Source organism: Candidatus Protochlamydia sp. W-9 (assembly GCF_001950615.1).
Taxonomy (GTDB): Bacteria; Chlamydiota; Chlamydiia; order Chlamydiales; family Parachlamydiaceae; genus Protochlamydia; species Protochlamydia amoebophila.
The window spans coordinates 1-19690 of record NZ_BCPZ01000353.1; the positions used below are offsets into that span (position 1 = coordinate 1).

The window sequence follows — 19690 nt, forward strand, 5'->3', positions numbered from 1 at the left end:
CTTTTTATGCGTTTATTGTGGCAAACATCTATCGATGGAAAATCAATAAAAGCAATTCCTGTGATTTCTCCTCTTTTATCCAAAAGATAAGCAAATAGAGGAACAAAAAGGTTCTTCTTTAAATAAACAAAGCGGCTAGTACTAATTAAGTTTGGAAATTCTTTAACTAAGTATTTGGTAACATACCCATAAAAGTGCTTAAATGTTCGATAATTTGATTGATGAAATAAAATGACAATTGTCATCATCTCTGGTATCGATAATTCAGGTTGAGGTCCTCGCTTTGTTTTGCCATGATCAATTAACTGTTTATTCCATTTCTGCTCAAAAGACTTCCAAAAATCATCTACACTGCAATATAATTTGATTAAATCCATTTTGACCTCTCATGTCATATTAAACATTAGTTTGGGAAAACAAATGTTTTAAATGATGTAGAGGTCTTTTGTCATTTAAATTTTATTCTTCTTATTCATTATCAAAGGGATAAATCCAAAATTCAGGTTAGTAGAGTCATAAGAAGAATTTAGATGCCAAGTTAAATAGCTTACTTAATAAATGTAGTGCTCCCCAAATGAACCGAACCATCTGGCTTGCTTTTAAGATATAGGAGTAAGACTAGATTTATGACTAATTATAAATTAATTATATCAGCAGAAAGAAGAAGACGATGGTCCTTGAAAAAAAACAAATCATTGAAAAAACAGATCAAGAAGGTCAATCTGTTTCCCAAATAGCAAGAAGATATGATATCACACCAAATCAACTTTTTGCATGGAGAAGGCAAATGGAACAAGGAGCATGACAAGGAATTAGCAGCCGAGAAGAATTAGTTCTCAAAAGCCAAGTGAAAGAAATGGAAAAGCGAATAAGGGAACTAGAACGGATGCTTGGGAAAAAGACACTTGAAAATGAAATTTTAAAAGAGGCTGTAAGGCTTGGGTAGAAAAAAAATATCTAAGAAATAAAATAGCTCCTAAATATTGAGTATGGTCGATTAAACCTAGCCAGTTTCCAATTTTTTTGAACTAATCTCTATGCAAATTTTTAGTTAGCATTACATATTTAGGATTACCTCTCTCTGATAAAAAAATATCTTTGACAAGCCAACAAACTTATAGCTTGAGTCAAAGAAAATAATCTAAGAAAAGCTTAATTTTACGAGCATATAAGATTATCGTTGAGGTAGTTCCATCATGAATTTTTTTAAGAAATTAAAATTAATGCATAGGCTTCTGTTTCGGAAAGAACACCAAAATAAGTAAAAATAACATCCATAAGGTCATAGATATTGTCAAATACCAAAAACCAAATGGCATAAATGCACCAATTATCCATCCACCTGGATATACAAATGGCGAATAAAAAATAATCCACCAACTAGTTAAAAAAAACAGGTAGAATGCGATAATTAAAATTTTGATAGGGCTGGCTAATTTTCTTATTTTTGTGATAAAAGAACGTTGTTTCTTTATTAATTGAAGAATAAAAAATCCAAGATACATCAAAAAAGAGATTGTTAAAAAAAATGTAATTGCAAACGTTGCTTTTCTGAGCTTGAGAGTCATTAAATAATCTGTTGTCTGGTCTTGAAATTTCCATAATAACCAGCTATTGAAGACATCCTCTATAAGATCAAAACCATTATCGCTATTTGTCATTATAATTATCCCTGAGCCCATTTCCGGAAGGGTAAACATTCCGGATCGCCAGGATTTATTAGCCCCCGTGTGAAAAATAATTTTTGTTCCATTGCTTAGTTCATCCAAACTATAACCTAAGCCATAGATTGAATTTTTGTCAGACATCATATCTAACACAGCATTTTTATTTAATAAATGGGGTTTATTTGAATCATTGTGAAAAGCAAGCATGCAATTTAACGTAAAGATAGCTAAGTCTTCTATTGTCGTATGAAGACTTGCCGCAGCTTGCTCGGTAAAATATCGGTAAGGCTGTAAGTCACCCATTAACCCATAAGATAAGCTTATCTTATCTTGATCAAGTCTGTGAACATCGAACGAACTATTTAACATACCAAGAGGCTTTAGGACCTGCTGATCCATATAGTCTTGAAAACGCTGTGCTGTAATCTCTTCAATAATAAGCTGCAATAGAGAATAACCACCCCCAGAATACCTAAAGGATAATCCTGGAGGTTGAATAATTTTTAGTTTAGTTTGAGGATCTTTTTTGCCATTCAAAGACTCAACTAAAGTGGGGATAAAACGATCAGATACATAACCTGGATAATTTGGTACTGAAAGCCCTGCAGTATGATTAAGTATGCGTCTTATTGTTACATCATCTTTATTAAAGACAGATTCTGGTAAAGTCCACCTTGTCAAATATTGTTCAACAGAAGCATCTAAATTAATTTTTCCATTTTTGGCTAATAATAAAATTCCCCACGCGCTTACAGGTTTAGAAATAGAACCCACTTGAAAAATAGTCTTTAATGTAATTGGGCGATGATTTGCACGATCAGCAAATCCGTAGCATTGAAGAGATGTTATCTTATAATTATCCAATAAGGCTACAGCAATCCCAGGTATTTTATATTTTTTCATTAAACTTGGTATTAAATTTTCTAAATCAGGGTTAGAAGAGAGCTCTGATCCATAGCATTCATGATTCATTAAATGAACAAATAAAATGAAAAATAGAATAAATTGGACAAATAAGTATTTAGTTAGTTTTATGAATATCTGATTTTGCATAATCGAAATTATCTATCACAATTCAACAATATTTATATCTCAATTAAAGTTAAAATTTATTAAATTAAAATAAAAATATTTTATTGAATTTCCTTTTAATTTTTTATAGTATATAACAAAGCAATATAAATAAACTTAAACAAAGTTTGATTTTTAAATGAATGACTTTATAAATGTTTTTCAAAAGTCTCTTTAAATTTGAAAAAGCACTTTCTATTATACTTTCCTGTAATAGCTCATCAAGTTTTTTTAGGTAGATTTAAGTATTTTGCCTTCTTCTAGTTCTCTAATATCTAAACAGTATCATTGTACCTCCGCGAAATTTCGCTTCTATGCTTAGTTCTATGCTTAGTATAGTTTTTTACGCCTCAATTCTGTCACACCTTGATCAATCAGATTCATCCATTCCATGTAATAAGCAGTTTCTTTTGCCAGCCCTAAATAATATGAATAGTAATTTATATATCTACTTCTGGTATTTTATCGCAGAAAACAATTTGCATAAAGAAACAGCTAGGTATAAGAAGTTTTGTAAAAGGTGTCAGCTCTGTTAACACTTTCTATACAAATAAAAAACAGCAATTTTTAAGTAACTCAAATTAAAAAATTTAGAATCAGAAAAGGGTTTTAAAAAATAAAGATAAGCAGCCGAGAAGAGAGTTATTTGACAAAAATAGTTATAAAATTTTTATCAAAACTTTCTAATTAAAAATCCCTAGAGGTCATTGCGATTAATAGCACTGCATCTTAGAAGCAATAAGTCTTTTCCGAATAATTTCTTTAATTTTAAGATTCCAAGATTCGCAAATATCCCATACCTTTCATAGACGAAAGGTCAACATCAGCAACGCAGCGTACTTTCACATAATCTAAAATTAAATCTCCTTCGAGATGAAAAGTTCCTTTTTTTTGTTCAAAACCAATAGTCCATTTGTCAGTAGAATTAAGATCTAGGTTAACTCCAAGACAGGTTTCTCCCTTCGTATCTAAATAATTAATATGAATAAATTGTTCCTCTAAAAAAGCCTTAAAATGTTCTATTGAAACCGGCGAAGGGTAAACGCTCAACGGGTGTAATCCTGTCGATAAGAATTTTACTGTCGAACTTATAGAAGTTGTTTGAAAATCTTCTACCTCTACATTTTCGGCGGTTTCTAAATTTTCCATGTTGACAGTTTTTAAATTTTCCATCTGTTTTCTTAAGCTTAAAGGCCTCATATCAGTCCAAACACATTTGATATAAGACAAGCAAACAGCTTTATTTCCTTTTTGCCCCACAGCTTTCCAACCGGCGGGTATCTCCTTTGTCACCGGCCATATGGAATATTGTTCTTCTTCATTAATAACGACTTCATATTGTAATTCAACTTGTTCTTGTTGATGCATATTCCCTCAAAATAAATAGTGATTTTAATGAAAGTATTTTGTAACTCTCTTTATATTCGAAATATTTTTCAATATTCAGATAAATAATTCAACAACAACTTATAGAGATTATGAAATACATAAACGTCAAATTTTTATTGTAATTTTCTTTACAATTAGCTATCTTTGCAAAAATTGATCTTTTAAAATTTAGGAAATAAATAAATAGCTTAGCTTAATATTATGATAGAAACAGAGAACAATATAGCAGTCATTGGAATGCATGGACGGTTTCCAAAATCGCCCTCTTTAGAAATTTTCTGGGATAATCTAAAAAATGGAAAAGAACTAATTACTTTTTTTTCAGAAAACGAAATTGATCTTCTCTGGGAGGATCCTTTAAGAAAATGTCCTAATTATGTGAAAGCAAAAGGTTTTCTAGAAGGTGCTGAATACTTTGATGCTTCTTTCTTCGGTTACACTCCTCGCGAAGCCGAATTCATGGATCCACAGCAAAGAATACTTTTAGAATGTGCTTGGCATGCCTTAGAACATGCCGGATACGATACTCAGCAATTTACCAAAAGAATTGGAGTTTTTGTCGGATCTAGTATCAGCACTTATTTAATGTTTAACATCCTTCCCCATCTGATGCAAAGCAATTGGCAAAACCCCTATGCCCAATCAATTGCCATGATTGGGAATGATAAAGATTTTCTTGCAACACGTCTCTCACATAAACTTAATTTAAGGGGACCTAGTAAGACTGTTCAGACTGCTTGCTCAACCTCTCTTGTTGCTATTCATGATGCTTGTCAAAACCTACTAGATTTTAGTTGCGATATGGCTTTAGCAGGTGGAGTTTCTATTACATGTCCCCTTAAGTCTGGATATTTATACTTTAAAGAAGGAATAAATTCTCCTGACGGTCATTGCCGTGCATTTGATGCTAAAGCTCAAGGTACTCTGATTGGAAATGGCGCTGGCCTTGTCGTCTTAAAAAGATTGGAAGATGCAATCAAAGATCGCGATCTTATCCACGCTGTCATTTTAGGATCTGCGATTAATAATGACGGCAACCGAAAGCTAGGCTATACTGCACCAAGTATTGAAGGTCAGACTGAAGTTATTTCTGAAGCGCTTACAATGTCAGGAATTCATCCTGAAACAATCACGTATATTGAGGCTCATGGAACAGGGACAATCATAGGCGACCCAGTCGAAGTCAAAGCTCTTTCAAGAGCATTTAGCAAATACACGACAAAAAAGCAATTCTGTTCAATAGGTTCTATCAAATCGAATATCGGACACCTTGATGCTGCTGCCGGAGTAGCAGGGTTAATTAAGGTTATATTAAGTATCAAACATGGTATTATCCCTCCCACTCTCCACTATGTTTCACCTAACCCGGAACTTAATTTGGAGAATACCCCTTTTTACGTAAATAACAAATCACAGCCATGGCAAAATATGAATGCTCCTCTTCGAGCAAGCATTAGTTCTTTTGGAATTGGAGGGACTAATGCGCATTTGATTTTAGAAGAACCCCCAAAACAAAATAAAACCTTTCCGTTAGAAAATTTTGAATATCTATTAACTATCTCAGCAAATACTCCTGAAGCTTTAAAAAAAATAAAATTTAATCTCATCGAATATCTTCAAAAAAATGAAACTCCTCTAGGGTCTATTTCCTTTACTTTGAATACAGGTAGAAAACAGCTTCCCTATCGATCTTTTATGACTTGCTCAAATTTTGAGGATGCTATAAGCAAGCTTCAGGTACTTTTGGATGAAAAGGCTTCGCCTCTTCCATCATTAAAAAAACCAATATTATGGGTTTTCCCGAATTTTGAAGAAGCTTCTCATTATGATACCTTAAAATTTGCTTACCCTTCACTTCAACAAAATATTAAAATTTGCCTTGAGAATTTTAAAAAAAATCTAGAAGTGTCGACTTTTCCTTTTGATCAACATCCAGTAATTATTCATTTTGCTATTCAATATTCATTGTCAAGATTATTACAAGATTTAGGCGGAACGCCTGACCAATTGCTAGGAATAGGCATAGGTCAATATGTGGCAGCCGTTATAGCAAAAGCAATGACTTTAGAAGATGCAATCCAATGCGTCAGTTCTTGGCTGAAAGGAAATCATAGAAATGATACATATGAAAGAGTTAAAGTATCCCCCCCCTCTGTTCCTCTATTATCACCCTTCGATACCTCTAAGGCTATTTCTAGTTCATCTTTATTGGAAGTAGAATATTGGCTGGATCAAATTCCTCAGGTGAGTAATAATTTATCCTTAAATTTATTAGCTTCTGATTACACCCTTTTGTCTTTTGCCAAAGAAGATTTTTTTGGTATAAGTACTGATTCTCATGATTTATCTTTGCATAATGAAACAACTTTCTTGCATAGCTTGGGCGCCTTGTGGAAAAAAGGATATATAATGCAATGGGCAGCATTATACCATGGTGGCAACTATAGCCGTGTGGCCCTCCCAGGCTATCCTTTTGAAAAAAATAGTCATTGGGTATCACCGCCATCTTCTCATTTTTGGAAAAATGAATCACAAAGTAAGGAACAAAACCCTCCTCCTCTTTCCGTGGCGACTAACTCATTATTTACTATTATACCTCCAAATATTTTGGAAGAAAAGCTCATTTATATTTGGCAGCAAACTCTAAAAATTCAAAGCATAAGCATTAAAGATAACTTTTTTGAAATAGGAGGCGATTCTTTAATCGCATTAGAATTAAAAGATTTAATTCTTTTACACTTTCATGTTGAGATTCCTCTCAAAGCATTTTTTGACAAACCAACAATTCAAGAGATGGCATCTGAAATTCAAAATTTATTACTCAAAAATCTCAATGTTTTGAGCGAAGATCAAGTTCAGCACATTTTAATCTATTTAGGCAAAGAATAAGTAAAAATGGAAGATATAAAAACTAAAAAACTAAAAGAATTACTTAGTAATTTATCCCATACGTCAAACTCTGTGAAGAATTTTAACGACCATTCAGACGCTATTCCTCCTTTGACACAAGCTGCGCAGCGCAACCACTATCCTTTATCTTCTTCTCAAAAAAGATTGTTTATTTTACATGAGCTTGCTCCAAATAAAACTGTTTATAATATCCCCCTTGCAATAAAAATTACAGGCGAATTAAATGTAAAAAAACTCATAACGGCCTTTGATTTAATAACCAATAGACACGATGCTTTGAGATCGACGTTCGAAATTTCAAATGGGTTGCCGATTCAAATTATTCATGAATCTCTTGAATGGAAACTTAAATACATTTTTAAACAAGATTTCGATCTGTTTCAAACTTTAAAAGATTGGGTGAAACCTTTTCAATTAAACGTTCTTCCTCTTTTCAGAATAGAGCTGATAGAAACTCCTGGAAATATTTTTTTCCTTTTAATGGACATGCACCATATGATTGCGGATGCTCGGTCCTTTTCTATTCTTATTGAAGAGCTTTCTTCAATTTATTTAAATATATCCTTAAATCCATTAAAAATCAATTATCGCGACTATGCTGTTTGGCAAAATGAACTTTTTAATTCTTCTTATTTGAAGCAACAAGAAGCCTATTGGTTAGCAAAATTTTCTCATCCGCTCCCAATTTTGCAAATTCCAACAGATTTTTCTCCTCAATCTAATACCCCTTTTTCAAACGGTGATAAATTATTTTTTTCTTTAGATAGTTTTACAACGGAAGCTTTACGCGCTCTAGCTAAGGAAAAAAAAGTTTCTTTATATATGCTTTTATTGTGTATTTACGGCATTTTACTTCATCGTTATACTCATGAAGAAGAAATAATTATTGGCTCTTCAATTGAAGGGCGACCAGAGCAAAGCCTAAAAAATGTAATAGGCGTATTTATCAATGCTTTACCCATAAAATGCCATATCCATGCCAATAAAAGATTTGAAACGCTACTTTACGAATTAAAAGAAACATGCTTAGAAGCTTACCAAAATCAACTTTTTCCTTTCGAGGAATTGGCAAATAATCTTGTTCAACAGCGAGATTTTAACCATAATCCCATCTTTCAAACTTTATTTGATTTTCATAAATCAAGTCGTTCTCATATAGAGTTAAAAGATCTATCCTTAGAAATCCTTAAAGTCAAACAAAATACTTCTAAATTTGACATCTCATTAGAAGCTACAGAATATAAAGATCATTTAGAGCTATTTTTTGAATATCGGGTGAGCCTTTATACAGAAAAAACAATACAAATACTTGCTGATTGTTTTGTCAATATCATTCATGAAATTATAAAAAATCCTTATTTGACAATAGGAAATTATTCCCTTTTTACTAAACAAAAGCAAAAAGAAATTTTATCACTTTTTGATCGGTCAACATCACCATCCTCATTCATTTCTTCCACAATCATTCCTCATGAATCATCTTTTCAAAATCTATTTAAAGAAAAAGCTATCCAATTTTCTAATGCTATCGCGGTTGAAGACGAAGCTGTGCAAATGACATACTCAGAATTAGATGCGATAAGTACCCGTTTGTCATGCCAGCTTAGAATGCTCGGTGTACAGCCGGGGGATGTTGTTGCCACATGCATGGAGCGTTCTGTTGATCTTTTGATTGCCATAATAAGCATATTTAAATCCGGAGCTGCCTACTTACCTATTGATCCGGAATATCCATTGCAGCGTGCTAACACTATTCTGAAAGAGAGTAATGCTAAAATATTACTTACTCATTCAGAAACAAAAAAACATGATCAATATCTGATTGCACCCCGTAATATTCACTATCTTTTATCTCTTCACAACTTCCAACTTCCCGCTTTAGATGTTTCTGCAGATATGTTAGCCTATATTATCTTCACTTCAGGATCTACTGGAAACCCCAAAGGAGCAATGCTATCCCACAGAGGAATGATTAATCATATTTACTTAAAAATTCAACTTTTAGGTATTACTGAAAGAGATATTATTGCTCAAACTTCCTCTCAAACTTTTGATGTCTCTATTTGGCAATTTTTAGCCATTTTATTGGTCGGTGGTAAGGTCATTATTTTTAACCAAGAAAAAGCTTGGAGTCCTTTCCCATTAATAAAGGAATTGGAAAAAAAGAAAATCACAATCTTTGAAACAGTTCCTTCTCACATGCATATGGTTTTAGATGTTCTAGATGACTTAAAATCTCAAACAAAGAATTTAGTGAGAGGTGAGAATGCTCCTCCTTCCTTAAAAGCTTTGCGATGGCTTATTTTAAATGGGGAACCTCTTCCTGCTAAAATATGCAGCAAGTGGTATCAGCATTACCCCTTTGTCCCTATTGTTAATGCTTATGGACCGACAGAATGCTCAGATGATATTTGCCATTACATAGTTGGAGAAAATAGCCTTAAAGAAAAGGATATAATCCCCATAGGATGTATAGCTTCCAATTTTAAAGGCTACGTACTTAATGAATCATTATCTGTCATGCCTCCTAATATTCCTGGAGAATTTTATGTAGGAGGTGTTGGCCTTGCAAGAGGATATATAGGACGCCCTGATCTTACTGCTGAAATTTTTATTCCTTCCCCTTTTGGACAAAATGGAGAACGATTGTATCGAACAAAAGATTTGGTACGCTATTTCTTAGATGGTAACATCGATTATTTGGGTAGAGTTGACCGACAAGTAAAAATTCAAGGAATACGGATAGAGTTAGAGGAAATAGAGAATGTATTAAAGCAACATTCTGCTATTCAACAAGCAGCCGTATTATTAAAAAAGAACTTATCAAGCGAATATTTGGTAGGTTATCTAATCATTGAAAAAAATTATAAAGGGAATAGGGAGATCCTATTAGTTGATATCAAAAGCTATTTAAAGCAAAAATTGCCATCCGCTATGATTCCGGCAACCTTCCTTTTTATGGATAAATTTCCCCTTAATGCAAGTGGAAAAATCAATCCTAAGGCATTTCCGGAAATTTCAGAAAACATGAATAAAGAGAGCATCATAATCGATACCGAGACAGAAAAACAATTAGCTGAAATATGGAAAGCGTTATTGAAAATAGGATCGGTCGGTAAACGAGATCATTTTTTTGAAAAAGGGGGGAATTCTCTTTTTGCTATTCAATTTACCACTCAAATTCGCCAGACATTCTCTATAGAAATGCCTTTGCATGAAGTTTTCTCTCATCCAATTTTAGAAGATCAAGCTTCCTATATTGATAAAGAGCGTAACCTTCAAAAAGAAAACTTAAATTTAAACTTACCACTAGTGGTGCCAGATTCCACCTCTCGATATCTTCCCTTTCCTCTTACGAATGTTCAGCACGCCTATTGGTTAGGAAGAAGCGGTATTTTCGAATTAGGAGAAGTCAGCGTCCATGTTTATAGTGAATATGAGAAGGTGAATTTGGACCTTGACCTTTTAGAAAATGCATTAAATAAGTTAATTGCTCGACATGATGTGTTACACTTGATATTGCCTGGAGATGGTACACAAAAGGTCTTACAAGAAGTTCCTTATTACCGCATTCAAAGAACGGATCTATCTGAAACCTGTGAAGAAGAGATCCAAAAATGGACGACAAATAAGAGAAATACCCTTTCTCACGAGATATTTCCTTCGGATTCCTGGCCTCTTTTTTCAGTGGAGGCTGTCCGATTGCCTGAAAATATAACTCGTTTATACTTGAGTTTTGATGCTCTTATATTAGATGGTTGGAGTGTCAATAATTTAGTTATTGAGTGGAAAAAACTTTACGATAATATTGAGCTTTCGTTGCCACCATTAGAATTATCTTTCAGAGATTATGTGTTAACTCTAAATAAGATTAAAGATAGTCCTGCCTATCAGAGAGATAGAGAATATTGGCTATCTCGAATACAAGAATTTCCACTTGCTCCCTCATTACCTATAATTTCATCTTCTATTTCAATAACAAAACAACAATTTTCTCGTTGTACTCATAAAATTCCTAAGAGTTTATGGAATAAATGCCGTAAAAATTTAGAATTTTTGGGATTATCCCCCACCGCTTTCATTGCAGCAGTTTTTTCAGAGGTATTAGCAACATTCTCTGGTAGTAATCATTTTACACTTAACCTTACAATCTTTGACAGGCTCCCACTTCATTCACAAATTAATGATATACTTGGCGACTTCACTTCAATTGTTTTATTAGAAGTAAAAAGAAAAGGATTGCTCAAAGAATCATTTCTGAATAGGGTTAAATCACTTCAGAAACAACTTTGGCAAGACTTAGATCACCACTTATATAGTGGAATCGAGTTTCTAAGGGAGCTTAGCCATCATCATAAGGAGCTATCTTCAGGTTCATTGATGCCTGTTGTTTTAACGTCAATTTTAGGAGTTGAAGGAAATGATGAAGATATCGCTCAATTTTTAGGTAAAGAGATTTTCGGCATCTCTCAAACCCCACAGGTTTGGCTAGATTATAAAGCTTATGAAATGGGAGGAAATTTGATTGTTGAATGGGACTATGTGAATGAATTATTTATTCCAGGTTTTATTCCAACAATGCATGCCAGCTATTGCTATCTACTTGATTTTCTGATGAATAATATGATGGGCTGGGAAGAAACTTCGTTTAATTTTTTAAATTCCCATCAAAAAGAAAGAAGAGATGCCTTTAACAAAACCACATGGCCTATATCCTATCAGTTGCTTCCTGATCTTATTAATAACCAGTCGCAAAGATTTTCTAAAAACACCGCTGTGATCTCTCAAGAAGGAAGCTTAAGTTATGATCTCCTTTATCAAAAAGCTAATCAAATTGGACATTTTTTATTGGAGCAGGGCGTTAAACCAAATCAACTTGTTGCAGTTATTATGGATAAAGGATGGGAACAAATCATCGCATGTTTAGGAATTCAAAATGGTGGCCTAGCTTATCTACCCATTGATCCGCAAGTTCCCCAAGCTAGGATTGAAGAACTGCTACTGTTAAGCGAGGTCGCTTGTGTTTTAACCCAAGAAAAATGGTTAAATAAAATAAGTGAAATTCCTTATATTTTGAATTTATCAAAAGAAAAAATCATTTCTTCTCTTCAACAACTTAGCCATTATCCCACTCATCGGATTGCTTCTCCACAAAAACTTGAAGATTTATCCTATGTGATCTTTACTTCCGGATCTACGGGAAAGCCAAAGGGAGTCATGATCGAACAAAAATCAATTGTAAATACTATTTTAGATCTCAATAATCGGTTTTGCATTCAGCCAGAGGATCGCATTCTTTCTTTATCTAATTTAAATTTTGACCTTTCCGTTTATGATATTTTTGGATTTTTGGCTGCGGGAGGAGCAATTGTTTTTCCTGATCTAGATAAAATCAAAGATCCTTCTCACTGGATAGAGTTAATTTTAATGCATAAGGTCACCGTTTGGAATACTGTACCTATGTTTATGCAGATTTTAGTTGAATATTTAGAATCTGCAAGTCAAAAGGTGCTCGAAAGACTGGGCAAAACACTTCGGCTTATACTTTTAAGCGGAGATTGGATACCTATTGATCTACCTAGAAAAATTCAATATTTTTTTGGTTATGCCAATCCTGACCTAAAAATAGTCAGTTTGGGAGGAGCGACAGAAGCTTCCATTTGGTCGATTGCATATGATATAAATCCGCAAAACTCTTTTAAAAAGAGCATTCCATACGGCACTCCTTTGCGCAATCAATCATTTCATGTTTTAAATGCGCAATTACAACCCTGCCCCGAAAATGTTCCTGGAGAGCTATATATTGGGGGAGAGGGAATTGCAAGAGGTTATTGGCGTGATCAAGAGAAAACAGATCAAGCCTTTATTATGCATTCACATTTTGGTCGGATTTATAAAACAGGAGATTTAGGATGCTTTCGATCGAATGGGTTAATTGAATTTTTAGGCCGTATAGATTCCCAAGTAAAAATTGGCGGACATCGAATAGAGTTGGGAGAAATTGAGTCTGTTTTAAATACTCATAAAGACGTTCAACAAGCGATAGTTCTGCCTATAGAGGATTCTTCTTCTAACAAAAGGCTTGCGGTTTGCTTAGTGCCCAAACATGACATAGCTGATGAAAATGATATAAAATTTCCTCTCATTCAGGATCCTCAAGAGAGATTGGCTTTTACCTTAAAACAGGCTGCAAGATTGCAATTTATTGATGCAAAAATACTTTCTTGTCAAGCCACACCTTTCTCAGCAGAAGAATATTTTGCACGTAAAAGCCATCGCAAGTTTGAAAGAAGAATTTTAGAGAAAGGGATATTTTCGACATGGATACATGAAAGTTTTAAAGTTAAAGAAAAAATAAAAGACAGCACATCATTAGCTGGATCTTTTTCATTTAACGATTTGTCTTTAATCATTAATGTCTTATCAGCTTTAAATCAGCCCTCTCAACCCATACCGAAATATCGTTATCCTTCTGCAGGAAGTCTTTATCCCGTTCAAACCTATTTTTCGATTCCCTTTAACCATATAGAAGGTGTTGAAGGAGGAATTTATTATTATGATCCTCTTAAAAATCAATTAGTTAAACTACCTACGCAAGCACAATTTTTTGGAAATTCCATTTTTAAAATTTATTTTGTCGCAAAACTATCTGCAATAGAGCCTCTTTACGGAAATCTAAGCAAAGATTTTTGCAATCTAGAAGCAGGATATATGTTGGAATTAGTTCAAAATTCTTGTGAAGAAAGAGGCTTAACGATCACTATTGATGAAAATACTTCTCTTATAAACCCTGATTTGCAACTTGGTGATAATGATAAAATTATTTGCGAATTACAAATTAATCGAGAGAAGAAACCTAGTGATAAAAAAGATTATTTTTCGCTTTATTTGTATTTAAAAGAAAATTCCATTACAGGCTTGTCTAAAGGATGGTATATTTATGATTTTTCTCAATTTTCTTTTCAAATAATTTCAGCAACGGATTCATTTGATATCTTTCCATATCCTATCGATACATATTCCATTTTTCAAGAGGCTATGTCCGTCTTATTTTTTGCAGTTCCAAAAAATGCAACTGTGCAAGAACGTCAGCGTTCTCTTTTACAGATTGGTCGTTTTGCACAACGTTTGATGGAACAAGGAGTCAAGGATCAAATCGGAATTTGCCCTATTGGACAATTAGATAATCGAAGCCAAGAAAGCTTAGCCAAAATTATCCATGAAAAAGAAGTTTGCCATTCTTTGTTTGTGGGGTGTGTTTCTATAGAACAAATAGAAGCAAAGGAACCTTCCAAAATTCAAGAGGGAATTTTTGAAAAAATATTAAAAGAGTATTTAAAAAGCAAGCTGCCCAATTACATGATTCCAAATTCATTTACTTTTGTTAAAAAAATTCCTTTGACAATTAACGGAAAAATCAACCAACAAGAGCTACTAAAAAAAATCAATATATCTTTTTCGAAGAAAAGTAAGCTGGAAAAAGCAAGAAATATGGTCGAACAAAAGCTCATAGATATTTGGAAAGAGGTCCTTCAAACTTCGGAAATCGGAATTTATGATAATTTCTTTGAACTAGGAGGACAGTCTCTTTTAATGACTCGAGTTGCATTAAAGGTAAGGCAATATTTTGAAGTAGATATTCCTTTACGTACTTTTTTTGAATCAAATACAATAGCTTCATTAGCAGAATTTTTAAATCAATTCGGTTCTTCAAAAGTTGATCATCATCCGAATAATTATCCTTTTCTCGAAGATGCCAAACTTGATTCTGCAATTATAGCTTTTCCAAAAAGTAATCCTTCAATTCAAAACCCTCAAGCTATTCTATTAACAGGGGCGACAGGTTTTTTAGGAACGCACCTTTTGCAAGAATTGATTCAATCGACAAATGCAAAAATTTATTGTTTAGTTAGGGCCGAAAATCTTAAACAAGCTGAAGAAAGAATAAAATCAAGCCTTGCTCGATATCAAATCCATCTCAACCAACTGTCTTTAGATCGAATTATTTATGTATTAGGTGATTTATCAAAACCATTACTAGGATGTTCTCCCAATCAATATCAAGAACTATCCCTTATTATCGATGCCATTTATCATAATGGAGCATATGTACATCATATTTATGATTATACTATGCTGAGAAGTGCTAATGTTCTAAGCACCAATGAATTGATAAAATTCGCAGTTCTTAAAAAAGAAAAAGCTATTGTTTATATTTCAACTTTAGTAGCAGCTAATGATCGTGATGAGGAAGGAATTTTAGAGGAGGAATTTCCAAATAAGCCACCACAAGATATGATCAGCGGTTATCAACAAACAAAATGGGTATCAGAAAAACTTTTGTATCAAGCACATCTGCGGCATATTCCCGTTGTTATTTTTCGCCCTAGCACCATTACGGGCCATGAAGAAACAGGAATTTCTTCTTTTGAAAATGATCATTTCCTCCGCTTAGTTAAAGGATGTATGCAGTTAGGATATGCACCTTACTTGGAAGAACCTATTGATTTATTACCTGTGAATTTTGTTAGTCAATCTTTGGTAAAAATTTCTCTTAACCAACAGGCGATAGGTAAAGTTTTTAATATTACTAGCCCTTATAAAATTGCCTGGACTGATCTCATCTATTGGCTCAATAAAGCAGGATATTCCATTGTATTAATTCCTCCTACAGAATGGCGAAGTCATGCGGCAAAAATATCCTCTGAAAATGCATTATTTCCTCTTTTACCCCTTTATCTTTCTGCCGAAGCTGAAAGTACTAAAAAATCGATAGCTAAAAATCAAAATACTCTCAATATGCTAAAAGTTTTAAATATGAATTTCCCAAAAATTACGGATAACAGATTGAAAATTTATTTCAAATACCTTAAAGAACAAGGTTTTCATGAATAATTAACAATTAATCAGGAGTATTAAAAACATGAGACCATATGTAATTTGTCATATGATATCTTCTATAGATGGACGCATTACAACAAAAGGGTGCCCACAATCTTTCTATACTGAATATCAATCCATGGAAGTATTTCATAATGTCGATGCCTGGATGTGCGGCAGAATAAGCATGGAGGCATTTGCAAACAAACCTGCTTATTCAAAAAAAAACATCTCAACGGCAATGCCGAAAGTAGATTTTATTGCACCTCTTGTCAACAAACCTTATGCATATGCAGTAGCTATTGATCCATCAGGAAAGCTTGTTTGGGAAACAAATACATTGTATGATAATGAACATATTATTTCAGTGCTAACAGAAGAGGTTCCAGACGACTATCTAGCTTTTCTACAGTCAAAAAATATTTCTTATATTTTCTGTGGAAAAACAAAAATTGATCTTGGTAAAGTCCTGGAAAAATTAGCGGCAAAATTTAAGATCAAAAAACTAATGCTTGAAGGAGGAGGAAAAATCAACGGATCTATGCTTCGAGCTGGATTAATCGACGAATTGAGTATACTTGTTGCCCCGGTTGTGGATGGAACAATAGGAACTCCAACAATCTTCGATGCGGATGAAACTAACGAACCTGCTCTCAAATTGAAGCTTTTAGCGACTCAAAAACTTAAAGAGGATATCTTGTGGCTGAGCTATGCTATCATTCCCAATGAAGGCAATAAACGAATTTAAGATATTTCATCAACCTCTAGTTTACTAGAGGTTGATGAAATATAAATTTTTCACGAAGCTGGAATCAGGTTCATTAAACCTAATATTAAAGAAAACAAAGAAAGTGACACATCAAGTAACATTCCTGCAAATAAGGATTTGCTCACTACATAGGACGTTTGAATTTCCCTTTTCACAAAAGGGTGGATTTTCTCTTTAAAAATTATCGCAAAGTTAGCTGTCTCAGAAACTAGACAGCTTAGTGTCCCCGCAATCACAGTTGCAAGCCAAAATAAGCCGTCAAACCATAAACACAAAATTCCTAAAACTCCAATCGCTCCCATATGAGCAGCTAACTCTCTTTGAATAGAAGCACCTTCAGGCCAATTGTAAGACTTAGCGATTTTAAGGGCTGTTGGAGGATAGATATTAGCAATGAAAGCAACGATTCCACGTACTCCTATGTTACAAAACAAATAGGCATGTAAAAAAGCTCTTGATAGATTTTCTCCTTCAATTAAATTATAGTATAAAAAACATGCAAAGGTAATAGTGAAGAAAAGAACACTATATGAATTTAGTAGAAAATGAAATAGCTTTCTCATTTGTATCTTTTTTTAGTTTTATTATTTTTGTTCATAACCGCGATTAAATAAAATTTTATGGAACTAGTTCTGCTAAAACTGCTGCAGCTGTATAAATTTTGTTTTCAGCTTGCTTCCATACAATTGACTGAGGACCTTCGACCACTTCATCTGTGATTTCGAAACCTCTGTGCGCAGGTAAGCAATGCATGACTAAAGTATTTTTCTTAGCCAAATTTAGCAATCTGCTATTAAGCTGATACTTACTAAAAATTTTTATGAGCTCATCTTTTCCTTGTTTAGCTGACATGCTTATCCATGCATCAGTGTACAATATGTCAGCATCTTTTACCGCCTCTTCAGGAGAGACTATAATCTTTAGATTTGAGCCTGTCTTTTCTGCGATATTTTTGGCTTTTTTAAAATTCTCAGCATTTGGATAAGATTCCTCAGGGCATGCGGCAATCATATTGATGCCGGCATGGGCACAACCTAACAGCAAGGAGGAACAGGTATTGTTGCCATCGCCAAGGTAAGCAAGAGTTAATCCAGATAATTTTCCTTTAATCTCCAGGACTGTATAGATATCTGCAATAATTTGAGTAGGATGGCAAAGATCACTATTGGCATTGATGATAGGGATACTGGAATATTTCGCCAAATCTTCTATCATTCCATGATCTCGTGTTCTTATAACGATAGCATCCAAATAGCTGCTCAAAATGCGACCTGTATCTTTTACAGGTTCAACATATCTAAGATCTAACTCATTAGAAGAGCTTGTAGAATGTATCAACTCATCGCGCTTCAATCTGAGATCTGATAAATGTATTGAATTTCCTCCGAGACGTATAATAGCAGTTTCAAAGCTCGTTCGCGTTCTAGTTGAAGGTTGATTAAAAAGAATCCCTATCAATTTATTTTCAAGAGGTTTGAAGGATTTGCCATCAATAATATTTTGCTTAAATATTTTAATATTATCCAATATTTTTAAAAAACGTTCCGTAGACAAATCGTTTAATGTTAACAAAGAATTTTTCATAATATATTTTTCTCTTAATAAATCAATCATAAAGATGACAAAAACCTTAATAAATATTAAAAAATATTGCAATTAAAATTTAATGTATTACTTCAAATTGTCTCATATTTTGTCTATATATTTATAAATCATCAATAAAGCCATTTAAAACCATATATTTTATCTACCAAAGCTAATGAAGTAGAAAGTCTATTCTGTTTTTATTAGCCACTCATTTATTACTTTTACTATAAGTTGTTCATGAGAGTGAAGAAAGAAGTGGCCTCCTTCAAAAATCATGGTGCCAAATTTATTTTCAGTATTTTCTTTCCATCCTTCAAGAGTATCCAAAGGGACTTCTTCATCATTATTTCCTCCTAAAACCAAAAGATGGCATTTTAGTAAAATTTCTGAAATAGGATAATAATTATCAAAAATAGAGATATCAGCTCGAAAGATAGGTAGAAATATTTTAAGGAATTCTTGATTTTCTAAAATTTTGTCTGGTGTCTGTTTAAACTCATTTAAAATATTTACTAACTCGGAATCAGATAATTTGCGAGGACCATTTTTTTTTCTTTTTGCAATGCAATGATTAGGCGAAGGACATCCTGAAACAATCAGTAATTTTGGGGGATTTTTAGAAATTTGTAGTCTCTTGGCAAGTTCAAAACTGATTAAAGCTCCTAAGCTATGACCAAAAATAGCATAATCTGTTTGCACTTCTTTTAAAAACCAATTTTCTAAATCTGTGATTAATGGCTCAATTGAAGTATAAGGGCTTTCACTGAATCTCCTACCCTTACCAGGCATTTCTATAGGATGAACGGCCACTTCCGGAAAAAATAGATGTTTCCAATTCTGAAATATCGAACTATTTGCTCCCGCATAAGGAAAGCAAAATAATTGATATTTAAATTTTTTAATATTTGCTTCAGATAATATCCAAAGAGATTTTTGTTTCATGGTTGATTAAACTATTCTAGTCCGATAATAAATAATACAACAATTCTTGTAGGAGATGAACAACTATTAAAACATTTTTTTAACAATTGTTTATTTCCTCCTCACCAATCTATTTAATTTTTTCGAATTTTTTAGCAGGAAAAAAATTGAATATTTTCATACTAATTAATATTTTTCCAGGCTGTTAATATTCCCTTCATCATTCCAAATGATATAAGTTATTTCATATCCTGCTCAGGAACCTTTGCAAAAAATTATCAAACTATTTTCTGCAAGAAGCTAGAATAAACAAAACTTTATTTGAAAATCCATAAAATAGTTGAAAGAGATAAAAATTCTATTAACCTGAATTTTGGGTTTTTAGGCAGCCATTAACAATAAGCGATGCTGCTCTGCTAAGTTTATCGATGGCTTTTTAGGTTGGTGAGTATAAGCAATAATCCCAGCTAATAGATTAATTAAAAAATTTCCGGCA

At 33.2% G+C, this 19690-nt stretch carries 8 protein-coding genes and 3 pseudogenes; 4 read left to right on the forward strand and 7 right to left on the reverse strand.

Annotated elements, in window-relative coordinates; genetic code table 11:
• Positions 1-377, reverse strand: a pseudogene (locus tag BU804_RS09860) (IS982 family transposase); the annotation flags it as partial.
• Positions 378-626: 249 nt separating this feature from the next.
• On the opposite strand from BU804_RS09860, the pseudogene BU804_RS09865 reads away from it, so the two are divergent.
• Positions 627-943: pseudogene (locus BU804_RS09865) on the forward strand (transposase); the annotation flags it as partial.
• 277 nt (positions 944-1220) lie between these two features.
• On the opposite strand, the gene BU804_RS09870 reads toward BU804_RS09865, so the two are convergent.
• Together BU804_RS09870 and BU804_RS09875 are read right to left on the reverse strand one after the other, a co-directional pair.
• Positions 1221-2639, reverse strand: a complete 1419-nt coding sequence (locus tag BU804_RS09870; RefSeq protein WP_158025050.1) for a serine hydrolase — start codon at positions 2637-2639, stop codon at positions 1221-1223.
• An 867-nt stretch (positions 2640-3506) separates the two neighbouring features.
• Complete coding sequence (locus tag BU804_RS09875; RefSeq protein ID WP_075883934.1) at positions 3507-4106, reverse strand: MbtH family protein; 600 nt, start codon at positions 4104-4106, stop codon at positions 3507-3509.
• A gap of 222 nt (positions 4107-4328) precedes the next feature.
• On the opposite strand from BU804_RS09875, the gene BU804_RS09880 reads away from it, so the two are divergent.
• The 3 genes from BU804_RS09880 to BU804_RS09890 are packed head-to-tail and all read left to right on the forward strand — an operon-like array spanning position 4329 to position 16665.
• A complete protein-coding gene (locus tag BU804_RS09880; RefSeq protein WP_075883935.1) occupies positions 4329-7016 on the forward strand; it encodes a type I polyketide synthase in 2688 nt (895 codons plus the stop codon).
• A 6-nt stretch (positions 7017-7022) separates the two neighbouring features.
• Entirely contained in the window at positions 7023-15932 is an 8910-nt protein-coding gene (locus BU804_RS09885) for a non-ribosomal peptide synthetase (protein WP_075883936.1), read from the forward strand.
• Positions 15933-15960: 28 nt separating this feature from the next.
• Positions 15961-16665 (forward strand): dihydrofolate reductase family protein, encoded by a 705-nt coding sequence (locus BU804_RS09890; protein WP_075883937.1) that lies wholly within the window; start codon positions 15961-15963, stop codon positions 16663-16665.
• 50 nt (positions 16666-16715) lie between these two features.
• On the opposite strand, the gene BU804_RS09895 is transcribed toward BU804_RS09890, so the two are convergent.
• The 4 genes and pseudogenes from BU804_RS09895 to BU804_RS12345 form a co-directional block, all read right to left on the reverse strand.
• Positions 16716-17249: a DUF6790 family protein gene (locus BU804_RS09895; protein WP_075883938.1), complete on the reverse strand. Its 534-nt coding sequence runs from the start codon at positions 17247-17249 to the stop codon at positions 16716-16718.
• A gap of 55 nt (positions 17250-17304) precedes the next feature.
• Entirely contained in the window at positions 17305-18300 is a 996-nt protein-coding gene (gene argF, locus BU804_RS09900) for an ornithine carbamoyltransferase (RefSeq protein ID WP_226996186.1), read from the reverse strand.
• Positions 18301-18459: 159 nt separating this feature from the next.
• Positions 18460-19215 (reverse strand): thioesterase II family protein, encoded by a 756-nt coding sequence (locus BU804_RS09905; RefSeq protein ID WP_075883939.1) that lies wholly within the window; start codon positions 19213-19215, stop codon positions 18460-18462.
• Between the two features lie 360 nt (positions 19216-19575).
• Positions 19576-19690, reverse strand: a pseudogene (locus BU804_RS12345) (IS982 family transposase); the annotation flags it as partial.